This is a genomic window from Candidatus Woesearchaeota archaeon (assembly GCA_020854775.1).
Lineage (GTDB): Archaea > Nanobdellota > Nanobdellia > Woesearchaeales > 21-14-0-10-32-9 > 21-14-0-10-32-9.
Map to the genome: position 1 here is coordinate 1 of JAHKLZ010000004.1, position 18921 is coordinate 18921.

The 18921-nt window shown below is 34.1% G+C and carries 20 protein-coding genes; 9 read left to right on the forward strand and 11 right to left on the reverse strand.

The annotated features are described in order from the left end of the window. From KO361_00390 to KO361_00430, 9 genes are all read right to left on the reverse strand, one after another. A partial coding sequence (locus KO361_00390) for a hypothetical protein (GenBank protein MCC7574036.1) occupies positions 1-675 on the reverse strand: 675 nt, incomplete at its 3' end. 44 nt (positions 676-719) lie between these two features. Then, complete coding sequence (locus KO361_00395; GenBank protein MCC7574037.1) at positions 720-920, reverse strand: helix-turn-helix domain-containing protein; 201 nt, start codon at positions 918-920, stop codon at positions 720-722. 143 nt (positions 921-1063) lie between these two features. Beyond that, entirely contained in the window at positions 1064-1714 is a 651-nt protein-coding gene (locus KO361_00400) for a hypothetical protein (protein ID MCC7574038.1), read from the reverse strand. A gap of 53 nt (positions 1715-1767) precedes the next feature. After that, positions 1768-2625, reverse strand: a complete 858-nt coding sequence (locus KO361_00405) for a TIGR00269 family protein (protein ID MCC7574039.1) — start codon at positions 2623-2625, stop codon at positions 1768-1770. Then, positions 2618-2812: a MoaD/ThiS family protein gene (locus KO361_00410; protein MCC7574040.1), complete on the reverse strand. Its 195-nt coding sequence runs from the start codon at positions 2810-2812 to the stop codon at positions 2618-2620. Before KO361_00410 ends, KO361_00405 begins: the two co-directional genes overlap by 8 nt. 51 nt (positions 2813-2863) lie before the next feature. Next, positions 2864-3043: a hypothetical protein gene (locus KO361_00415; GenBank protein ID MCC7574041.1), complete on the reverse strand. Its 180-nt coding sequence runs from the start codon at positions 3041-3043 to the stop codon at positions 2864-2866. 55 nt (positions 3044-3098) lie between these two features. Continuing rightward, a complete protein-coding gene (locus KO361_00420) occupies positions 3099-3698 on the reverse strand; it encodes a hypothetical protein (GenBank protein MCC7574042.1) in 600 nt (199 codons plus the stop codon). Between the two features lie 77 nt (positions 3699-3775). Beyond that, positions 3776-4126 carry a hypothetical protein gene (locus tag KO361_00425; GenBank protein ID MCC7574043.1) on the reverse strand — a complete coding sequence of 117 codons (351 nt, stop codon included), beginning with the start codon at positions 4124-4126 and terminating at the stop codon, positions 3776-3778. Next, positions 4104-4298, reverse strand: coding sequence for a hypothetical protein (locus KO361_00430; protein MCC7574044.1), 195 nt, complete (start codon positions 4296-4298; stop codon positions 4104-4106). The genes KO361_00425 and KO361_00430 overlap by 23 nt, the downstream gene beginning before the upstream one ends. Positions 4299-4433: 135 nt before the next feature. On the opposite strand from KO361_00430, the gene KO361_00435 reads away from it, so the two are divergent. After that, positions 4434-4841 carry a hypothetical protein gene (locus KO361_00435; GenBank protein MCC7574045.1) on the forward strand — a complete coding sequence of 136 codons (408 nt, stop codon included), beginning with the start codon at positions 4434-4436 and terminating at the stop codon, positions 4839-4841. Positions 4842-4862: 21 nt separating this feature from the next. Here KO361_00435 and KO361_00440 read toward each other — a convergent pair whose 3' ends face one another. Beyond that, positions 4863-5807: a lytic transglycosylase domain-containing protein gene (locus KO361_00440; protein ID MCC7574046.1), complete on the reverse strand. Its 945-nt coding sequence runs from the start codon at positions 5805-5807 to the stop codon at positions 4863-4865. A gap of 141 nt (positions 5808-5948) precedes the next feature. Between KO361_00440 and KO361_00445 the strand changes: the two genes are divergently transcribed. Both KO361_00445 and KO361_00450 read left to right on the forward strand, forming a co-directional pair. Beyond that, positions 5949-6374: an NUDIX hydrolase gene (locus KO361_00445; protein ID MCC7574047.1), complete on the forward strand. Its 426-nt coding sequence runs from the start codon at positions 5949-5951 to the stop codon at positions 6372-6374. Continuing rightward, a complete protein-coding gene (locus KO361_00450) occupies positions 6371-7366 on the forward strand; it encodes a 1-acyl-sn-glycerol-3-phosphate acyltransferase (protein MCC7574048.1) in 996 nt (331 codons plus the stop codon). Before KO361_00445 ends, KO361_00450 begins: the two co-directional genes overlap by 4 nt. 10 nt (positions 7367-7376) lie before the next feature. Here the strand turns inward: KO361_00450 and gpmI are convergent, their stop codons facing one another. Continuing rightward, positions 7377-8894, reverse strand: a complete 1518-nt coding sequence (gpmI, locus tag KO361_00455; GenBank protein MCC7574049.1) for a 2,3-bisphosphoglycerate-independent phosphoglycerate mutase — start codon at positions 8892-8894, stop codon at positions 7377-7379. A gap of 92 nt (positions 8895-8986) precedes the next feature. Here gpmI and KO361_00460 point away from each other — a divergent pair, with 92 nt between their 5' ends. The 6 genes from KO361_00460 (at position 8987) to amrB (ending at position 18898) form a co-directional block, all read left to right on the forward strand. After that, positions 8987-10279 (forward strand): hypothetical protein, encoded by a 1293-nt coding sequence (locus KO361_00460; protein ID MCC7574050.1) that lies wholly within the window; start codon positions 8987-8989, stop codon positions 10277-10279. Positions 10280-10281: 2 nt separating this feature from the next. Continuing rightward, positions 10282-11025, forward strand: a complete 744-nt coding sequence (locus KO361_00465; GenBank protein MCC7574051.1) for a hypothetical protein — start codon at positions 10282-10284, stop codon at positions 11023-11025. 65 nt (positions 11026-11090) lie between these two features. Next, on the forward strand, positions 11091-11618 hold the full coding sequence (locus KO361_00470; protein MCC7574052.1) for a GNAT family N-acetyltransferase: 528 nt from the start codon (positions 11091-11093) through the stop codon (positions 11616-11618). 37 nt (positions 11619-11655) lie between these two features. Next, positions 11656-12267 carry a hypothetical protein gene (locus KO361_00475; protein ID MCC7574053.1) on the forward strand — a complete coding sequence of 204 codons (612 nt, stop codon included), beginning with the start codon at positions 11656-11658 and terminating at the stop codon, positions 12265-12267. A gap of 102 nt (positions 12268-12369) precedes the next feature. After that, on the forward strand, positions 12370-17982 hold the full coding sequence (locus KO361_00480; GenBank protein MCC7574054.1) for a hypothetical protein: 5613 nt from the start codon (positions 12370-12372) through the stop codon (positions 17980-17982). A 64-nt stretch (positions 17983-18046) separates the two neighbouring features. Beyond that, positions 18047-18898 carry an AmmeMemoRadiSam system protein B gene (amrB, locus tag KO361_00485; GenBank protein ID MCC7574055.1) on the forward strand — a complete coding sequence of 284 codons (852 nt, stop codon included), beginning with the start codon at positions 18047-18049 and terminating at the stop codon, positions 18896-18898. The last annotated feature ends 23 nt before the right edge of the window (positions 18899-18921 follow it).

Here is an 18921-nt window from a genome sequence, read left to right on the forward strand (position 1 = left end):
TATTAAACTAGTTGTTGTTGTCCAAAAATCCCCGTTAACTAGAGTGGTGGGTGTCAAACCGTGTGGTAAATTCAAATAAGCAGAATCAGTTATTGACGCAGGCAAATTTAATTTCCCTGTGAGTGTTCCTCCACTTAAAGGTAAATGACCTGTTTGTGAATAAGTGTAAGCCGTATTCCAATTCGTACTGGTTCCTCCTGTCGCGGTGATTGTTCCGTTAACGTCTAGTTCGGTTCCTGGAGTCGTTGTGCCTATGCCTACTCTGTTCGTGGTGGTGTTTACGAATAAGGTGTTTGTGTCTACTATTAGGTCTCCGCTTACTCCTAAGTCGCCGTCAACAGCGGTGTCTCCTCCTAGCCACGTTTCGCCTATTACTGTTAAATCATTACTTGGGGTGGTTGTTCCTATTCCTAGTCTGGAATTGGTGTTGTCCCAGAACAAGTCATTGTTCCCACTTACTGTGTTGGGTGTCGTGGTCCAGAACGTGATTTGTCCTGGTTGTACATCTCCTTCATGGTATAGTCCGCTGACTGAGTCTAGCACTTCGGTTAATGGTTTCCATTCAGCATTACCTTGAGTATCTACGGAGGTTAGCACACGATTTTCTTCTGGGGTTCCGCCTTCTATGCGGATCGTGCTTTCGAATACTGTTGGTAGGTTAAAACGTAGTTTCAACGTGTTTCACCTTCCGCTTTTTTTGTTTTGATAACCATTTTTTTTTATAGTTCGTCCTCTAGTTTGATTTTTAGTTTCTGGGTGATGTTTAGGATTTTTTGTGCTTCTCTGATTTTTTTGTGTGCGCTTCTTTCGAATTTTGAGACGGCTGCTTGAGAAATTTTTAGTTTGTTAGCTATCTCGGTTTGAGTAAGCTTTTGCTTACTTCTAAGTTCTAGAATTTCATATTCTTTTTTCGTTAACAATTGTACAACCTAAACAAGTTTTAATATGTTTAAAACCTATAATGGTTGTACTAATATATAAATGTTTTGCAAAAAACCACTAAAATCACAGAATAAAAACAAATTTAGAAACACAATAAAATTAACAAGAAATTAACCAATTATCACTTAACAATTTTCTTAAAAGAACCATCACTTTGAACATGCAAAGCAAGAAAACCAACAGGAACATCACCATCCAAACCATGAACTTCCCTAACCTTATCAACAACGAAATTAGGAACATCATTAGCCAAATCAAGAAACGCATCAATATTAGCCAAATCATCATCAATCAAAACACAAAACCTATACAAACCAGAACTCAAATAACTAATAATTCTAGACTTCTTACGAACCGCGATACTCTCCCCACTCTTAATATTACCAACCCTATCAACATAAAAAACATCTTTATCAGAAACATCAATACCATGATCATAAAAAGTCTTAAGAAAAGTATCCTTATCCTGAAAATCCTCACGAGCAGTCAAAACAACAATCTTAGAATTAACAACATCAACATTTTTTAACAAATCCTTAACCAAAGACAAAGTCTCAGGAATAGGCACAGAAGTCTCCCTAAAAAAAGAAGCATCCCTAAACTCAGAAAAATCAAAAACCTCACCAACACCAAGAACATAAGAATTATACTCCTTATTAGACAACTCCCTAACCAAAGAACCATTCTTAAAAACCTTAACCTTAGCAAAAGTACGAAACAAAGTCTCATCCAAATCCACAAAAACAACGCTGTTCTGCTTATTAACAAACATAAAATAACAGAAATACTAATCATTATATAAATATTTAAGTCAAAAAAAACAACCTAAAAAGTTTCCTTTAAACGACAAGCCCTACAAATATTACCCTCGGAAGGAAAACTACAAACTTCGCAAGTACCAGTAACAACAGGAGAATCATTACTAATCTTCAAATCCAAAAAAGTAGAAATGATATTATCCTTAACACCAGGATTAATTACTTCAGCAGAATTAATAAAATCCCTAACCTTAGACCTAAAACTCAAACGAGCAAAAGGACACTCAACAAAAGGAACATCAAAACCCTTCAAAAAAGCAAAAGCAAGAATCTCTTTCTCACGCAAATAATACAAAGGCTTAATCTTCCTAGTAAAACCATCACTCTCCCTAGTAATAGGACCCTGACGATCAAACAAATCTAACTGAGCCTTAAACAAATTCATCAACACAGCCTGAGCCTCATCATCCAAATTATGACCAGTAGCAACCTTATCAAAACCCTGAGAATACTTATTCAACATGAAACGACGAAAAGTACCACAAGCATTACACATAGAACCATGACTAGGCATATCATCCAAATCCCTACCAGTCTCATCCTTAAAACTCTTAATAACTAAAGGAACACCATAAGAAGAACAAAAAACCCTAAGAAAATCCAAAGTCTCAGAACGATAACCCTCAATACCCTCATCAATAGCCAAAGCAGAAACATCATAACCAAACTTATTCAACAAATACAATAAAACAACAGAGTCCTTACCACCACTCACAGCCACACAAACCCTATCATCCTTATCCAACAAACCAAACCTAGATATAGTATCTTCAACTTTTTTCTCAAAATAATCCAAGAAATGAACCTTACAAAAACCAGACATAACAACTTTATCAGAACAAACAGAACAACCCAACCTAACCACCAGAAACCACACTTAACAACTTAAGCTCATCATCACCTTCACAAACCTCATCCAAAGACACAAGCTCATTATTCTTAATAACTAAGACTTCCTCAGAATTAACGCCTAACAACTCTAACAAAGACTCATAAGTACCACTAAATTCTAACTCCTTCCAAGACTTATCTCGCTCAACAAAAACCTTCATAAAAACAAGAAATCAAAACTTATTAAAAAAAGTATCTAAAAACAAAATAAATCACCAAGAAACAGGAAGCTCCCTAACAATCCTCGTCTTAGAAAAATCAGAATGAATCTTAAACGTCTTACCACAATAAACACAACGCTTACTCTTACCAGAAACCTCCCACCTACCCTTAATACGAGGAGCAACCTTTTGATCATTACCACACCTATCACAACGAACAACGAACATCATAACAAAAAATAAACAAAAAAACTATAAAAACACTACCTCCACGAATGTCCAGTGACTACTTAAGAAAACTAATACCAAAACCACTATTAATATAACTAAGACTACGAGCATAAACATCAGGATTACTATTATGCGAAATCATCCTATTAACTTGCTTATCCAAATCAAAATACTTCAAAGAACCAAGAATACTACGACCATTCTCAAACAAATTCTTATCAGGATCCAACACACCATTAAACCTCAAAACTTGCTCAGTCCTAACACGACTCTGATCACTAACATAAGAACCCTTACCAACCTCGACATTCTTCAACTCCTTAAAATGAACAAAAAAAGAAGAATCCAAAAAATCAAACTCCAAACCAAAATGAAGACCAAAATCACCATACCTAAAATCAAAAAGCTCCTCAACCACTAAAACAGAACTAACACTCTCCTTCTCCATGTAATCCTTCAAAACCAAAGTCAAAGGAGAACAAGCCTGCATATAAAATAATTCTTTACTCTCCAAAATCTGATTAAGACTCTGCTTACCAAACTTCTCCCTAATATCAGAAGCAGACCAATTAACCAAGCTTATACTCTCAATCTTATTAAGCAAAGGCCTAAAAAAATCAGACAATTCCTTTTCTTCACGCAAACTAAAACTCATAATCACTCAGAAATAACAACTTTTTTATAAATATTATTCAAAAAACCAAGAAAAAAAATAAAAAAATAAAAAAATAATTAAGCGTTAGGCGGAACCATATAAGAAGGACTCATCGCGCCATACAAACTGCCAAAACCAAGAATTAACAACAAAATAATAGGTATTAACAAAACCAACACAGCCTTCCACGCAGCTAACTTATGAACCTTCATCAAAACAAAAACATTAAGACCTAAAATCCATAAACCAATAATGTACTGCAAAAACACACCTATAACAGGTATAAACGCGAACCAATACAAAATAAAACAATTACTCAAAGACCTAAAATACTGAGCGCCAGTAGCCTTACCCTTAAAAAGAAATTTCGCAATGAAATGATAAATAGAATAACCAATAACGAAACTAATTATCAAAATTATAGGCATAAAAATCAAACCCGTAACATTCAAAGCAGAAATCGCCATAGCCACACCAGCAAAGAGCCAAAGTCAAAAAACCAAAACCGGTAGCACTATTACTATTAGCCAACTTACTAATAGCTTTATCATCAAAAATTATAGCTCTCAAAGAATCCTTCACATTTTCCAAAAAAGACATAATAAAAACCTCCAATTAATTTTTTTTATTCAAATGAAGAATTGAAAAAAGAACTTTATAAAGGTATCTAAAGATTAACACAAAATAAATAAACAAAAACAAAACACCCCTAAATAAATAAGAGGACTTAATAAAATGGGCAAAAGAAACAAAAAACAAGAAACAAAAAAAAATAATGTGCTTCTATACGCAACAGCAGGAATACTAGCAGTACTAATAGGAACAATAGTATTCATAGTAGCAAAACCAACAAGTAACGTAGTAGCAGGAGAAGGAGAATTAGACGAATTCGCCAAGTGCCTAACAGAACAAGGCGCAATATTCTACGGAACAGAATGGTGCGGATTCTGCCAACAACAAAAAACAATGTTCCAAGAATCAATGCAACACATAAACTTCATAGACTGCGACCAAAACAGAAACACATGCCAACAAGAAGGAATCACAGGATACCCAACATGGAAAATCAACGGACAACTATACCCAGGCATGCAACAACTAACAAGACTATCAGACATAAGCGGATGCGAACTATTCGCATAAAAAAACCTTTTTTTTTCTTTATTAAATATTATCAATTCTATCCTGGCGTTGCTTCTCCAAAGAACGATACAAAGCCAAAAAATTAGACTCACCATTATTAGGATGATACAACCTAATTAATTCCTTATACATAAAAACCTTATCAGCATACTCCCTAGACTCCTTAGGCAAAACAAATCTACCATTCTTCTCAAAATTAATAATATCATCAGCACTAAAAAAACCCTCAGAATTAGCATCATTAATAACTCTGCTAAGCGCACTAGGCCCCCTATTATAAGCAGTCAAAGCCAAAGTATCATTACCAAACCTGCGCTGAAGACTCCTCAAATACTTAGCAGACTCACGAACATTATCCTCATGAACAAAAGGATTAGAATCCAAATAAACATAAGGACTCAACTGATTAAGACCTAAACAATCAGCCCTAGAAATAGCATAAGGATTAAAACGAGACTCAACACTAGCAACAGCTAAAAGCAAACGCCTATCAACACCCTCCTCCCTAGCAATCCTGGCATACAACTCACCAAATAACTGAAGATTACCAAAAAGATCATTCGCAGAACCAACCTCGCCAACCCTAACACCTAACAAATCAGCAAAATCACTCCTTCCCAAAATATTAATCTCATCAGAAATATCACTACCTTTCTTAGTCAAAACATGAATCCTATTAAAAGAACTACTAGCCAAAGAATAACCCCCAAAAACAGTATCATCAACCAAGTACTTATAATTAGAATAAGCATCATCATCCCAAACAAAATCAGAAGAATAAACAACGTTCCTCAAAGAATCAACATTAGGCTCACAAATAGCTTCTAAACTAGAAGCCTCAATTTTTCTAGAAGAAAAAGTATCAGAAATAACAGAACCAAGAGACACATACTTAGAACTACAAATACTAAGAGAAGTCAAAAGACTACTTAAAGCCAACACCTTAACCAAATTCTTTTTTCTCATAACAACACCTTAATAATACATAAAAAAATCTAAAAAAACAATAAAAACGCATAACGCGTCCAATCATACTCTAAAGTTAATACTTAAGAAGGAAAACTAGAAATCAACAATTATTTAAAAAACTAATCATTTTTAAAAGAAATGAAAACAACAACGAACGCATTCATATTCCACAAAAACAAACTATTGCTAATACTACACAAAAAAGCAAATATATGGATGCATCCAGGCGGACACGTAGAAGAAAACGAAACAATAACAAAAGCAATACACAGAGAAATCAAAGAAGAAACCAACCTAGACATAAAAATATTAAACAAAGAAAAAGAACCTGACAAACCATTCATGATTTGGACACACAAAAAAAACAACGAAGAAATACAAAGAATAGAATACATAGCAGAACCAACAAATCCAAAAGAAATAAAAATACAAGAAGAAGAAATACTAAATTATAAGTGGATAACAAAGAAAGAATTACAAGAAATAAAAACAATACCAAGAATAAAAGAACTAGCAATAAAATCATTTGAAGAATACGAAGAAATAAAAAAACAATCAAAATGAGCAACAAAAACAGAAGAAGAAACACATTGTGCTTAGCACTATCAAAAACATTCGCGTGGCCCTTAATTAAAACAACATCATTCAAAGAATACGAAGTTCCAAAAGAAACAAAAGAACTAATAAAACGCCAAAACCAAAAAAAAGACTGCGCACTATTCTTTGCAGGACCACACAGAAGCATGTGGGAAACAGTAGGAATACCCTACACGATAACAAAATACGACGGAGACACACCCTTCGCGTTAATGGGAAACAACCTAATAAAAAAAGAAACAGGAATAAAAGAAGCCATCCTGAAATACGTAATAGAACGATCAGGAATAATATGGGTGGAAAGAGAAAAAAATCCTAAAGCAGCAATACAAAAAATAATACAAACAACAGAAACAATACTAAGCAAAAACAGAAACATAATGCTATTCCCAGAAGGAACAAGAAGCAGAGACGGACTAGTAAAAGATTTCAAACCATCAATATTACAAGGAGCAATAAACGCATCAAAAAACACAGACGTATACATAATACCTATCAACGTTGATTACTCAAAACTACTAGAAATAAATGAATTCGCAAAAAACTCAGGAACATACACATTCACAGTAAAAGACCTAAACCAATGGAAAACAACTCACCTAGGAGAAATATACATATCATTCGACAAACCAATACTAATAAGTCCCGACACAAACAGAAAAATAATAGCATATGAAACAAGAAAAAAGTGCTTGGACCTAGTAAAAATACAACCAATAAACATAGTATCAACAGCAATAACAAGACTAAACCAACAACAAGAACCACTAAAAAAAACAAACATAGAACAAACAATAGAAATAATCATGAAAGAACTCGAACCACACCAAGAAAAATACAGAGGATTCAAAGAATACACAGAACCAAACAAAATAATAAAATTAACCAAACAAGAAATAAAACCAGAACTAATAACACAACACCAAATATACGCGAATTACATAGCACACTACTTCTAAAAAAAAAGAATTAGAACTTAATAATGCTTTCACCAGTCATCTCATCAGGCTTAGGCAAACCAAGAAGGGAAAGAACAGTAGGCGCAACATCACGCAAACCCTTACCCTTAAGCAACTTCACGTTCTTAAAATCAGGATTATCAGAAACAAAAATAAAAGGAACAGGATTAACAGTATGACTAGTACGCCAAGCAGGAGTCTGATCCTCCGCGTTACCATGATCAGCAAGAATCAACAAATCATAACCATTCTTTAAACCATGACTAACAATGCTACCAACACAAGAATCAACAGCCTCAACACCTTTTTTAATAGCACTAACAACGCCGGTATGACCAACCATGTCACCATTAACAAGATTAACAACAACGAAATCAAACTCTTGCCTATCAATCTCCCTAACCAAAGAAGAAGTAACCTCAAAAGCACTCATCTCAGGCTTCAAATCATAAGTAGCAACCCTAGGAGAAGGAACAAGAATTCTACGCTCACCCCTAAAAGGCTTCTCAACCTGACCATTAAAAAAGAAAGTAACATGAGCATACTTCTCAGTCTCAGAAATTCTCAACTGCTTCAAACCATTACCAGCAACAACACCCCCAAGAAGACCACTAAGAACTTGCTCATTAAAAGCAATCCTAGCATTCATACCCTTATAATACTGAGTCATACCAACAAAAAAAACCTTTTTCCTACACCTAAACCAACCACCAAAAAAAGGCTCAACAATAGCCCTAGTTAATTGACGAGTCCTATCAGTCCTAAAATTAAAAAAAATAAAAGAATCATCTTTCCCAAAACCCGCGTAACCCTTAAGCTTCCCAGGAACAATGAATTCATCAGTAACCCCTGCACCATGACTTAACTTAATATAAGACTCAACATCATCAAAATCCGAAGCCTTACCAAGAACAACACAATCATAAACCTTACGAGTACGATCCCAACGCTTATCACGATCCATCGCGTAATACCTACCAGAAACACTAACAATCACACCAAAACCCAAAGAAACAAGCTTACGCTTAACCTTCCTAACAAGAACCAAACTATGAGTAACAGGAGAATCCCTACCATCAGTAAACAAATGAAGCTTCACATCCCTAAAATTCTGAGACTCACACAAATCAAGCAAAGCAAACAAATGACTAATATGACTATGAACACCTTCCTCCTGAAGCAAACCCGCGATGTGCAAAGACGAACCATGCTTCTTACAATTATTAATAGCACCCAAAAACTCAGAATTACTAAAAAAACTCTTATCCCTAATACTATTATTAATACGCTCCAAAGACTGCAAAATAATCCTACCAGAACCAATAGTCATATGACCAACCTCAGAATTACCCTGATAACCCTTAGGAACACCAACAGCTTCACCACTAGCATTAACCAAAACATTAGGATATTTCTTCATCAAGAAATCAGTATTAGGCGTATCAGAAGAAGCAATCGCATTATCATTCTTAGAAGAACGAAAACCCCAACCATCCCTAATAACAAGAATAACCTTATTCTTAACCATGAAACAAATAACAACTAAAGAGTTTAAATAATTTATCCAAAAAAAAAAACAAAAAAGAAAAATAATATAAACAACAAATAAAAAACAAAAAAATGTTGGGAACAAAAAATAATTATTACAAAAAAGGAATTCTACTAATACTAGTACTATTCACGCTAGCAAGCTCAGAATGCGAATTCGAATTCCCATCAAGAGACCCATGCGCGAACGACCCAGACTCAAGACACTGCTACCAAGACTTAGCAGTAGAAAGAGGAGACCCATCCTACTGCGAAAAAATAGAAGCACCAGAAGGATTTGACAAATCAAACCCGCCAAAAGACAAATGCTACTTAATGGTAGCTGAAAGCACAGGCGATCCTAATCATTGTTTAAAAATGATAGGTGGAGAAGGATCCTACGAAAAAAATGATTGCATAATAAGCGTAGCGACACAAGAAAAAAACTTTGAAGCATGCGACATGCTAAGAGGAACCAATAAAGAAGAATGCTATGAAAGCATAGGAAAAACAATAAAACTAAGCGACTTATCAGAAACACAAAACAAAATAAGAGACATAGAAAACAAATTAAAATATGACTGGAGAAATCAAGAATTACAAAAAGAACTCAGAGAACTAAAAAAACAACAAGACTTAATGTACTCTAATTCACCACCAGAAATACAAAGAGATTATTTCAGAAACGAAAGAGAAAAACTATTCGAAGACGTAGAAGACGAAGAACTAAAAAGAATGATAGCGAAAGACTTCACGAGTTTCAGAGGACAAAACAAAGACGCAACAGTAACTGAGCTACTACAAAGAATGGAACAAATAAAAGAAGAAAAACAAACACTACAAAGAATAGACCAAGAAGCAAACAAACTAATAGATGACATGAAAAATAACATAATAACGTACGGATCAGGAAAAGCACAAGAAGCAGTAAATGCTGCGACGAGTCACGCGTGGGAATGGTCATTTTCTAGAGGAAGCGAAGAAATGAAGTGGCAAATGTCAAGACTAGAAGACATGAAAAACAAATATGACAGAGCATCCGCGCAGTACCAAGCAATAAATGAACAAATAGACAAATTCAAAAAAATATATGACGAAGTAAACGAAGTATACTCAAAAGTAGAAGAATTCAACAAATTATTAGCCGAAGGAAAAATCGAAGAAGGACACGCAGAAGTACTAAAAGGAGCAGTATTCCTAGGAAAAGGACTAGAATACGCAACTTCCTACGTCCCAATACTAGGAAGCACGATGTCAACAGTAAGCAAAGAAACATTTGATGCCACGGTGAAATTCGCAACAAAAAGAGCAAGAAGAACCACTAGCTTAAATAAATGCATAGAAGACCCACTAAACTGCGATCCTAACGGAATAACAGGATACTAAAAATGAAAAAAACAATAATCACGATGCTGATATTAACCCTAATAATAATTAGCGGATGCTCTAACAAAACAGATTCAAAAAACGAAGAAATACTAAAAAAAGTATTAAGCCTAGAAAACATAGAATACAACGAAATAAAAATAAACAATGAACAAATAATAATAAGCATAGAAACAAGCTCAGCAAACGAATACGACACACAACTAATAAACTGGTGGGGAACCATTTTCGGAATATCATCAATGCTACAAGGAAATTACGAAGTAGTGATAATAGAAAACACAGTGAACAAAGAACCATACGCATACATAAGCACTAACATATACACGATTCAAGACTTCGAAGAAGACAGAATATCAGACGCAGAATTCTGGGACGAAACACTCATAACATCAAACAAACCAAGAACAAAAGAAATACTAGAAGCATCAGGACTACCACTACAAACACTGAAACAACAAGAAACAAAAAAAACAAATCACGCAAAAACAATACTAATAATACTAATAATATTAATAATCATAACCACGACGACGCTCCTAATACTAAAAATTAAACCAAACAAACCAAGAATAAAAACAAGAAGATACAAAGAAAAAATACTAGAAAAATCACACGAAACAAAAAGAAAAATAAAAAAAATACACAGAGAAAAAATAAAACCAGCCACACACAAACTAAAACAAAAAATAAACAAACACACACAAAAATTCAGAAACAAACTAAAACAAGAACCAAGAATATAAAGAAACAGAAACGTTAAGAAGCGCACACAAATCTTTTTAAATAAAAAAAAGAATATTTTTTGAAGATGAAACAAATAAAAACAAAAAGACTAATTCTAAGACCATTAAAAGATTCAGACGCACAAAAACTTTCAAAAATCGGGAACAACAAAAAAATATGGTTAAATCTCACAGATAACTTTCCACACCCCTATACCCTAAAAGACGCACAAAAATGGATTAAAATAAACAAAGAAAAAGAATCAACAGAAAACTTCGCCATAACTATTAATAAAGAATTAATAGGGATGATAGGATACGAAAAAATAAAAGAACACGTAGTAAGCATAGGTTATTGGATAGGCGAACCATATTGGGGCAAAGGATATGTCACAGAAGCTCTCAAAGAATTCCTAGAACACTTATTTAAAAATCCTAACATTATAAGAATAGAAGCAAAAGTGTTCTCATATAATCTTGCATCCTGCAGAGTTCTTGAAAAACAAGGATTCACAAAAGAAGGATTACTAAGAAAACGAGAAAAAAAAGCTAATAAATACGTAGACGAATGGATTTACGCCCTAATAAAAGAACAAAAAAAAACAAAACACTAAAAAACTTATAAACTAAAAAAACATTCTTAAAAACAAAATGAACGAATTCACAGACATCTGCATCCCGAACGGAAACGAACAAGAATACATAGACATAGCAAAAAAACTAAAAACAACATCAATAATATTCCTATACGAACCAAAAAAACAACCAAAAAAAGAATACCTAGAAGAACTAAAACAAAAAAATCCAAACACAAAAATAACAACAGCAAACCTAATCCTAAAAAACACGAATAAAACAGGAATGAACTTCGCAAAAGCAAACCTACAAACAATAGAAAACAAACACGTCACACACATCTACGACTTAGAAAGCATAGAAGAAAAAGACAACCACCACTACAGAAGAAGCGGAATGAACCAAGCACTAGCCAAAAAAATAAAAGAACAAAACAAAACAATAATCATATCAACAGAACAACTAATCACAAACAAAGAACCACAAAAAATCATAGGAAGAATACAACAAAACCTAGAACTCATAAAGAAATACGAACTAAAAATAGCAATCGCGAGCCTAGCAACAAAACCAGAAAACATGAGAGCACAAGAAGAACAAAAAAGCCTAATCCGAACCCTAGGACACGAATCCACAGCAAAAAAAGCAATCACAGAAATAAACAAAAATTTAAATAAAAACAAATAAAAAAAAACTAAAAAAATAACAATTCTAAGAAAAAAAATAAAAAAGAAACATTTAAATACAAAAACACAACAAGACAAACATATACGCAAAAGAGGGTGAATCTTGAAAAAAGAAAGTAAAAAAAATACAACTCTAAATAAAAACAAACAAATAACTTTAACCCTAATAATTCTATCATTAATAATCTTATTCACAACCACAACAAACGCACAAACAAACCTAGAAGATTGTAACGCAGAAGGAGGAATCTGGTGTGTGACTTCAGGAACTAACGGATTTTGTACTCAAGGTGGTGATGATGTTACTTGTAAAGTTTCTACAAGTCAAAACGTAACACTTAGTCAAACACAAGGCGTTTATAATAGTAATAATCCAAAAATTTTTGATTTTAATGAATTAATAATAGAAGAAAATATTATATTGCAATTTTTTAATGCGCCATATAGTAATAATGTACTTTATTCTGCAACTTCAGCTAATGAACCTTCTTCAGTTCGACGAACAGGAGCGTGGTATAAGTCTCCAAATACTTTATCTGCTTCAAGAGGAGGTTCAGGAGGAAGAGGAGGAGTAGGTGGTAATGAAGATAATAGATTTGGCGGAGGCGGTGCTGCAGGAGCAGCAGGCGGAAAAATAGGAATACACGGAGGTACTGCTAGTGGATTTTCAGGATCTATAGGTAGTAGATGGAGAGGAACTCAAGCAGGAAATGGTTATATTGGTGGAAAAGCAGGAGGCTTCGTGGTTTTAAATTTAAACAAATTAGTACTAAATGGTATTATTTCTGTTGATGGTGAAGATGGTCGAGATGGTCAAGATGGAGCAGATACTTCAGGCAGTAGAAGATATGGTGGTCAAGGAGGAGGTCCAGGATCAGGTGGTGGTGGTGCTGGAGAAATAAAAATTAATTTAGCAGATATAAGTACAGGTAGTCAAGGTAAAATTACGGCGATAGGTGGCGCTGGAGGATCTGGTGGAAAAGGAGGATCTGGTAATGGTGATCGTTTTGGTGGTGGTGGTGGCGCAGGGGGTGGTGGCGCTGGAGGAATAATATTATTTAGTTTCACAGGTGAAAATCCTGATTTATTTCAATTACCGCCTAATTTTTGTGAAGGAGGATCATCAGGTAGTCCAGGAGATCCAGGAGCTGATAGAGGTGGTGCGTTACCAGGAACTGTAGGATTAGGAGGTCCAGGAGGCATATGTAATCAACAAGTTTTGGAATGGAACCCTGACAACATTCCAGGATTAACAGATGAACAAAAAAGAATGATGATGTATGAGTACTGTAACACAGGCGGAACTAACGCGGATTCAGATGGAGACGGATTACCAGACATGGCTGATCCTGATTGTTACGGAATGAATCATCAAGACCAAGCAGCATTCTTCATGGGTTGGGATTCAAGCATAAGAACTTATTATCCAAACATTAACAATTATCCAGATACAGACATTGCTTGGTTTAATCCTTCAGCTAGTGATGGAAACGACTTGGTATGTGGAGATAATAAATTAAGAATAGGAAGTTGTAGTTGTAGCGTAACAACTTACAACGAAAATCAATTTAATTCTTGTAGTTACGACCAATACGCGGGTTATGATTATGGATGCGCAACAGACATGTCATGTTATGGAGATAGTTACTGTGTGCCTAATGGTTGTGCTCCAGGATCGCCTCCTTTTTGCTCAGTAGATTATAATAATGAATGCGTATTCAGTGAATATGATGCGAGCGAGTATTGTTTTGATAAAGATGAAACTGAGTGTATTAATGATTGGTACTGCGAACCAATCTATGGTGTATATAACACTGAAACAAAGAGTTTTCCACATGTATTTTCTAGTGCTGAATGTAACGGCGCTTCAATTCCAGGTACTAACACTAATTCTTGCAATTGGAACACACAAAATATAGAATATAATGACTTAGGCTATATAACTCCTGACGGATTATTTGTATGTTTAGATAATTCCAGAAACTTTGTTAAACTAGAAGGAGGATTAAGAAATGAACCACCTGTTAGTGCTCCATTTAGAAATTATACGTGGCGCGAAGCATCTTTACACCCTGGAATATTAATGTACGGATATGACACGATGTTCGTATCTAATTATGAAGAATGGTTCTATTGTGATCCTTATAACGAAGGAAAATTTGGTGAAAACAATATAAGTTTATTTAACACTTTTCCAAGCCCAGACAGTCTTACTAATCCAATGTGTACAGATACAATATTTAGTTTTAACTTTTTTTCTAATGTAGAAGATTGTGATTATGAAGTAGGAGAAATAGCTGAATGTTATGAAGAATACTATGATGCGTCTGAAGGATTCGTGTTCTGTCCTAAAAGCAGTGATGGAGAAATATTAAGACATGACTTAGGAGCCTCTGATGAATTCAGAGATCAATGTGGACTTTGTGAAGTAAAAATAGGAGAAGACGAATGGACATCACTATTTAATTACTTACAATCATTAGCAAATGAGGACCTAGAACATTATTGTATAAGATTCCCTTACGATCCTATTTGTGATGAAGAAACAGGAGCTAGCGGAGAAGGAGATAGCAACATTATTCCTCAAGATGATTGTATTTCACCTGAGAACTGCTTAGGTGACTCTATAGATACAACGATTAGCTGTGAAGCAATTCATTTAAGCTTAAATTTTAACTATCCTAGTTCAGACGATACTAAGGTTTGTGATTTAAACACTCAATATTGTAGAAACGGAGAATTAGTAAACTCAGATGATGGCGCTTGTTGTTTAGGTCAAAATGCTTACTGTGAAAACTTTGAACAAGGAATGTGCTTAGAAATAGGAGGAAAAATTTATTCTGAACAAGCTAACGAAATCTGTTTAGGAGTAACAATAGGTACTGATTGTTGCTTAGGAAGAGTAACATTATCTCCAGAAACAATACTAGCAAGCTACGTAAGAAACCAATCATACATTTGTTATCAAGACGTAGGAAAAGGATTCTTTAAAGAATGCTGTGGCTCAGTAACAGGTTGCTTTAACGAAAATAACAATATGCTCACAAAAAGATATGTATTATCACGATACGTAATGGACGGAGGCCCAACTCATTCATTAATACACTTTGACACAGTTAATATTAGAGGACTATTACAAGTTCTAGGACACGCTAATAATAAATATGACAACGCTAATCACTTAGGATTCGCACTTAGTAGCGTAGGATATGACCTTACTAATTTTGACTATTTACAATTTGACTTCGCTACAAACAACAAAGACTTCTTGAAAGACCTAGTAATAGTTGACACACAAGGAAAAAACATATCATTTGATTTAAACGAACTAATAACAGTAGATAATAAGAGATGGCAACACGTAATAATAAATCTAAATCAAGGCCACGCCATTACTCAACCAGGATTCTCAGAAGGAATAATAAAGGGTGATGAAGAACAAATAGATTTTGTACCTATGGATGGAAGTTCTACTTCAACAAACGAATTTGATAGAACTAAAGCTTACAAAATAGTACTAACATTTGACATACCTCAAGGAAGCACAATAGATTTCTTAATAGATAACGTGTTCTTAAGATCTTATTCAGATAATAATTTAGACATAAATTCTGAGCCTAGGTTCTGTTCAGGTAACTGGGGAACTTGGTTAGAAAACCTTGACGGTCCTAACGCGGATAATGACTCAGGATTCTTTGAAGGCTTTGAACCTAGAAGCGAGGATATGATAATTAATGAGTACGGTCCTTACATGGATGGGTGTAACGGAGTAATAAGTTATGGTTGGACAGGAAGTGCTTGTTGTGGAGACGACACATTACCAGATAATGAAGGAGAATATTGGGTTGACAGAGAAGGTATTTGTTGGAATGGAAAAACGGTGCGTCACGATGATACAATCGCTAATACTATAACAAAGAATTATGGAACAGAATCCATACAAGAAAAAGGTTTGTTGTTCTTTGGAGGCGAACCAATCCTGTGCGAAGTAAATCCTGATCAATATGATGATATTAATTTTATTTTTGACGGTGAAACCAATGAGGAATACACATTCAAAGACGCATTAGAAAACGCAGAAATAGTTGAACCTTTCACGATTAGAGGAAGATGGATATGTCAAAGAGATGAAGGATGGATTAAAATAGATGATTTTAACAGAGTATCATTAATGGCTGCGTTCATGCTAGAAATAGTAAATAAATCAACCACGAAGAACTTATTCACAATAAGTTGCGGAGACATGGAGAAAACAATTAACTATGACGAACCAGTAAATAAAGACTTACTAGGATCATTCTGCTTACTAAGAAGAGGATCTAACAATAACTTAATAGGATTACCACCAGGCTTAGAAGTCAGCGGAGACATCTACGTAGCTTTTGAATCTAAGAATCTTAGGGATCCAATTGTTAATAACTTAGATAGCATTCTTAACTTCCCAGCACTAGCAGGCTATACGTGGGATTGTTCAAACGTTCCTACTAATCCAAATCATAATGAATTCTTCACTAAGTGCGAATCAAATGAGAACAAACCAATGCTTTACTATAACAAACCATTCAACATGTTCATACTATCTTACAAGAACTTAGAACAAGGATTCTTTGCAAGGATGTGGGATTCATTAGTTAATTTTTTCAAAAAATTATTTGGAACCATAGAAACAGATGTTACAAGCATTAATTTGAATCTTCTTAACTTCACAGAATACAAAGACACATCAGAAGTATTCATATCAAAACAAAATAACAGATCAATCATAGGTAAATCAGAAGACATAGGAGGCATAAAGAAAATAAGAGTAGAATACAATAATTTAACTTCGAACGTCGCTTTCTTAGTAGATATGATTAAGACTAAATACAACGTAGAAAACGCGTTATGGATTCCTCAAAATTACACTCAAATAATATTCGTAGAAATCAGAGGATCACAACGTGAAAACCTAAAACTTAATGAATTAACATCACTACTAAGATTAAAAGACATACCTGACGCGAGCGTGGACTTCGGACTTGGAAGAAACTGTTCAATAAGAATAGATGATGAAGATTCAAATTGGTTCTCCGGAACAAAAAATTATGTTTATCTACAAAAAGAAGCAAATAATCCTGATTTATGTGGGGAAGCAATACTTCTTGAATGTGCGGATGGCGAATTATCTAGTGAAGAAAATGAATTTTATTCTAATTGCATCCAAAAACACGAAGTATCCTTGTTTAAAAAACTAGATGAAAATAAAGAACTTATTTCAACTCAGTTTATTGAAGAAAACTCAGAATTTTCACACAATATAAAATTATATGAAGAACAAAATGATGTTTGGCATGCTTTTGTTAATTGGACTAATGATGAAAAATTTTATGAAAACACTCAGCTAAATTTTGTTATTAATCAAAATATAAATATAACTATGAATTACTTATCAAATCCTGATCTAAAAAAATTAACTATTGAAACAGAACCTTGGTTCGGAGGAGAAGTTATCTTAAATCAAGAACAAGACATGTCTCACTACAAATTAAGTGAAACAAACGGATATTTAGAATTAATTCTTCCTGAAGGATTTGAAGTAAATCTTTCTGCACAAGGAAAAAATAATCATGAATTCTCACATTGGTGGATTGATTCAAATGCTTACGCATATTCTCCATACACATTTAATATGCCTTCACAAAACAAAGTAATAGGTGCGGTTTTCATAGAAAATTAAAAGTATTAATATAAAAAAGTAATATCTCGAAACCTTTATATACATAAATCTCTTTATGAATCATATGAGAAAAAACAAGTTAGCAGGTATTTACTACGCGGGAGCACCCACACTTATCAATAATCAAATAAAAAAAGCGTTCTTATCAGAAAAAGGACCGGGGGACTTACCAACAAAACCAAATTCTAAGACGCACGTAAAAGGAGCAATCGTGCCTTTATTCTCATATGACATAAGCGGTCCTTGCGCGGCTTGGTCATACAAACAAATAGCAGAAGAAAAAATGCCTGACGTATTCATAATAATAGGACATTCAAGTCAAGAATCAGGCATAGCTATGGAACCATACGAAACACCCTACGGAATAATAAGAACGGATCAAGCATTAGCAAGAGAAATAATAAAAAAAGGAAACATAAAACACAAAGAACCAATCTTTGACAGAGACGAATTCATCGAATCACAACTACCTTTCTTACAATACATATACGACTCGAACATAGAAAAAATAAAAATACTACCAATACTAATAAGTCACGACGTAGAACTAAAAAAATTAGCAGTAGACATAAAAGAAACACTGCTAGAAACAAACAAGACCGCGACTATAATAGTGCCAACGAATATGACTAGTTACGGAGCGAACCACTCATACATACCATTCGAGAAAGACGCACACAAAAAAGTTTACGAATTAGACCAAGGAGCCTTAGACTTAATACAACAAAACCAACCATTAGACTACCTAAAATACGTAGATGAAAAAGGAATGAACACAAACAATTACTTAGGAATAACACTTCTAATGCTAATACTTAAACCAAGAAAATCATTACTAGAACAATACTACACAACAGCTGACTTAAACAATGACACAAAGAACTTTATAAGCTTCGCAAGCCTAGTATTCAAATAAAAAAAATTATTAGTTCTATTTTA

Excerpts from the sequence above, each read along its gene's own strand:
- KO361_00435 (MCC7574045.1), top strand. The coding sequence starts at position 4,434 with ATGGGCAAAAGAAACAAAAAACAAGAAACAAAAAAAAATAATGTGCTT.
- KO361_00400 (MCC7574038.1), bottom strand. The coding sequence starts at position 1,714 with ATGTTTGTTAATAAGCAGAACAGCGTTGTTTTTGTGGATTTGGATGAG.
- KO361_00430 (MCC7574044.1), bottom strand. The coding sequence starts at position 4,298 with ATGTCTTTTTTGGAAAATGTGAAGGATTCTTTGAGAGCTATAATTTTT.
- amrB (MCC7574055.1), top strand. The coding sequence starts at position 18,047 with ATGAGAAAAAACAAGTTAGCAGGTATTTACTACGCGGGAGCACCCACA.
- KO361_00410 (MCC7574040.1), bottom strand. The coding sequence starts at position 2,812 with ATGAAGGTTTTTGTTGAGCGAGATAAGTCTTGGAAGGAGTTAGAATTT.
- KO361_00420 (MCC7574042.1), bottom strand. The coding sequence starts at position 3,698 with ATGAGTTTTAGTTTGCGTGAAGAAAAGGAATTGTCTGATTTTTTTAGG.
- KO361_00415 (MCC7574041.1), bottom strand. The coding sequence starts at position 3,043 with ATGATGTTCGTTGTTCGTTGTGATAGGTGTGGTAATGATCAAAAGGTT.
- KO361_00445 (MCC7574047.1), top strand. The coding sequence starts at position 5,949 with ATGAAAACAACAACGAACGCATTCATATTCCACAAAAACAAACTATTG.
- gpmI (MCC7574049.1), bottom strand. The coding sequence starts at position 8,894 with ATGGTTAAGAATAAGGTTATTCTTGTTATTAGGGATGGTTGGGGTTTT.
- KO361_00450 (MCC7574048.1), top strand. The coding sequence starts at position 6,371 with ATGAGCAACAAAAACAGAAGAAGAAACACATTGTGCTTAGCACTATCA.
- KO361_00465 (MCC7574051.1), top strand. The coding sequence starts at position 10,282 with ATGAAAAAAACAATAATCACGATGCTGATATTAACCCTAATAATAATT.
- KO361_00460 (MCC7574050.1), top strand. The coding sequence starts at position 8,987 with ATGTTGGGAACAAAAAATAATTATTACAAAAAAGGAATTCTACTAATA.
- KO361_00470 (MCC7574052.1), top strand. The coding sequence starts at position 11,091 with ATGAAACAAATAAAAACAAAAAGACTAATTCTAAGACCATTAAAAGAT.
- KO361_00425 (MCC7574043.1), bottom strand. The coding sequence starts at position 4,126 with ATGCCTATAATTTTGATAATTAGTTTCGTTATTGGTTATTCTATTTAT.
- KO361_00440 (MCC7574046.1), bottom strand. The coding sequence starts at position 5,807 with ATGAGAAAAAAGAATTTGGTTAAGGTGTTGGCTTTAAGTAGTCTTTTG.
- KO361_00475 (MCC7574053.1), top strand. The coding sequence starts at position 11,656 with ATGAACGAATTCACAGACATCTGCATCCCGAACGGAAACGAACAAGAA.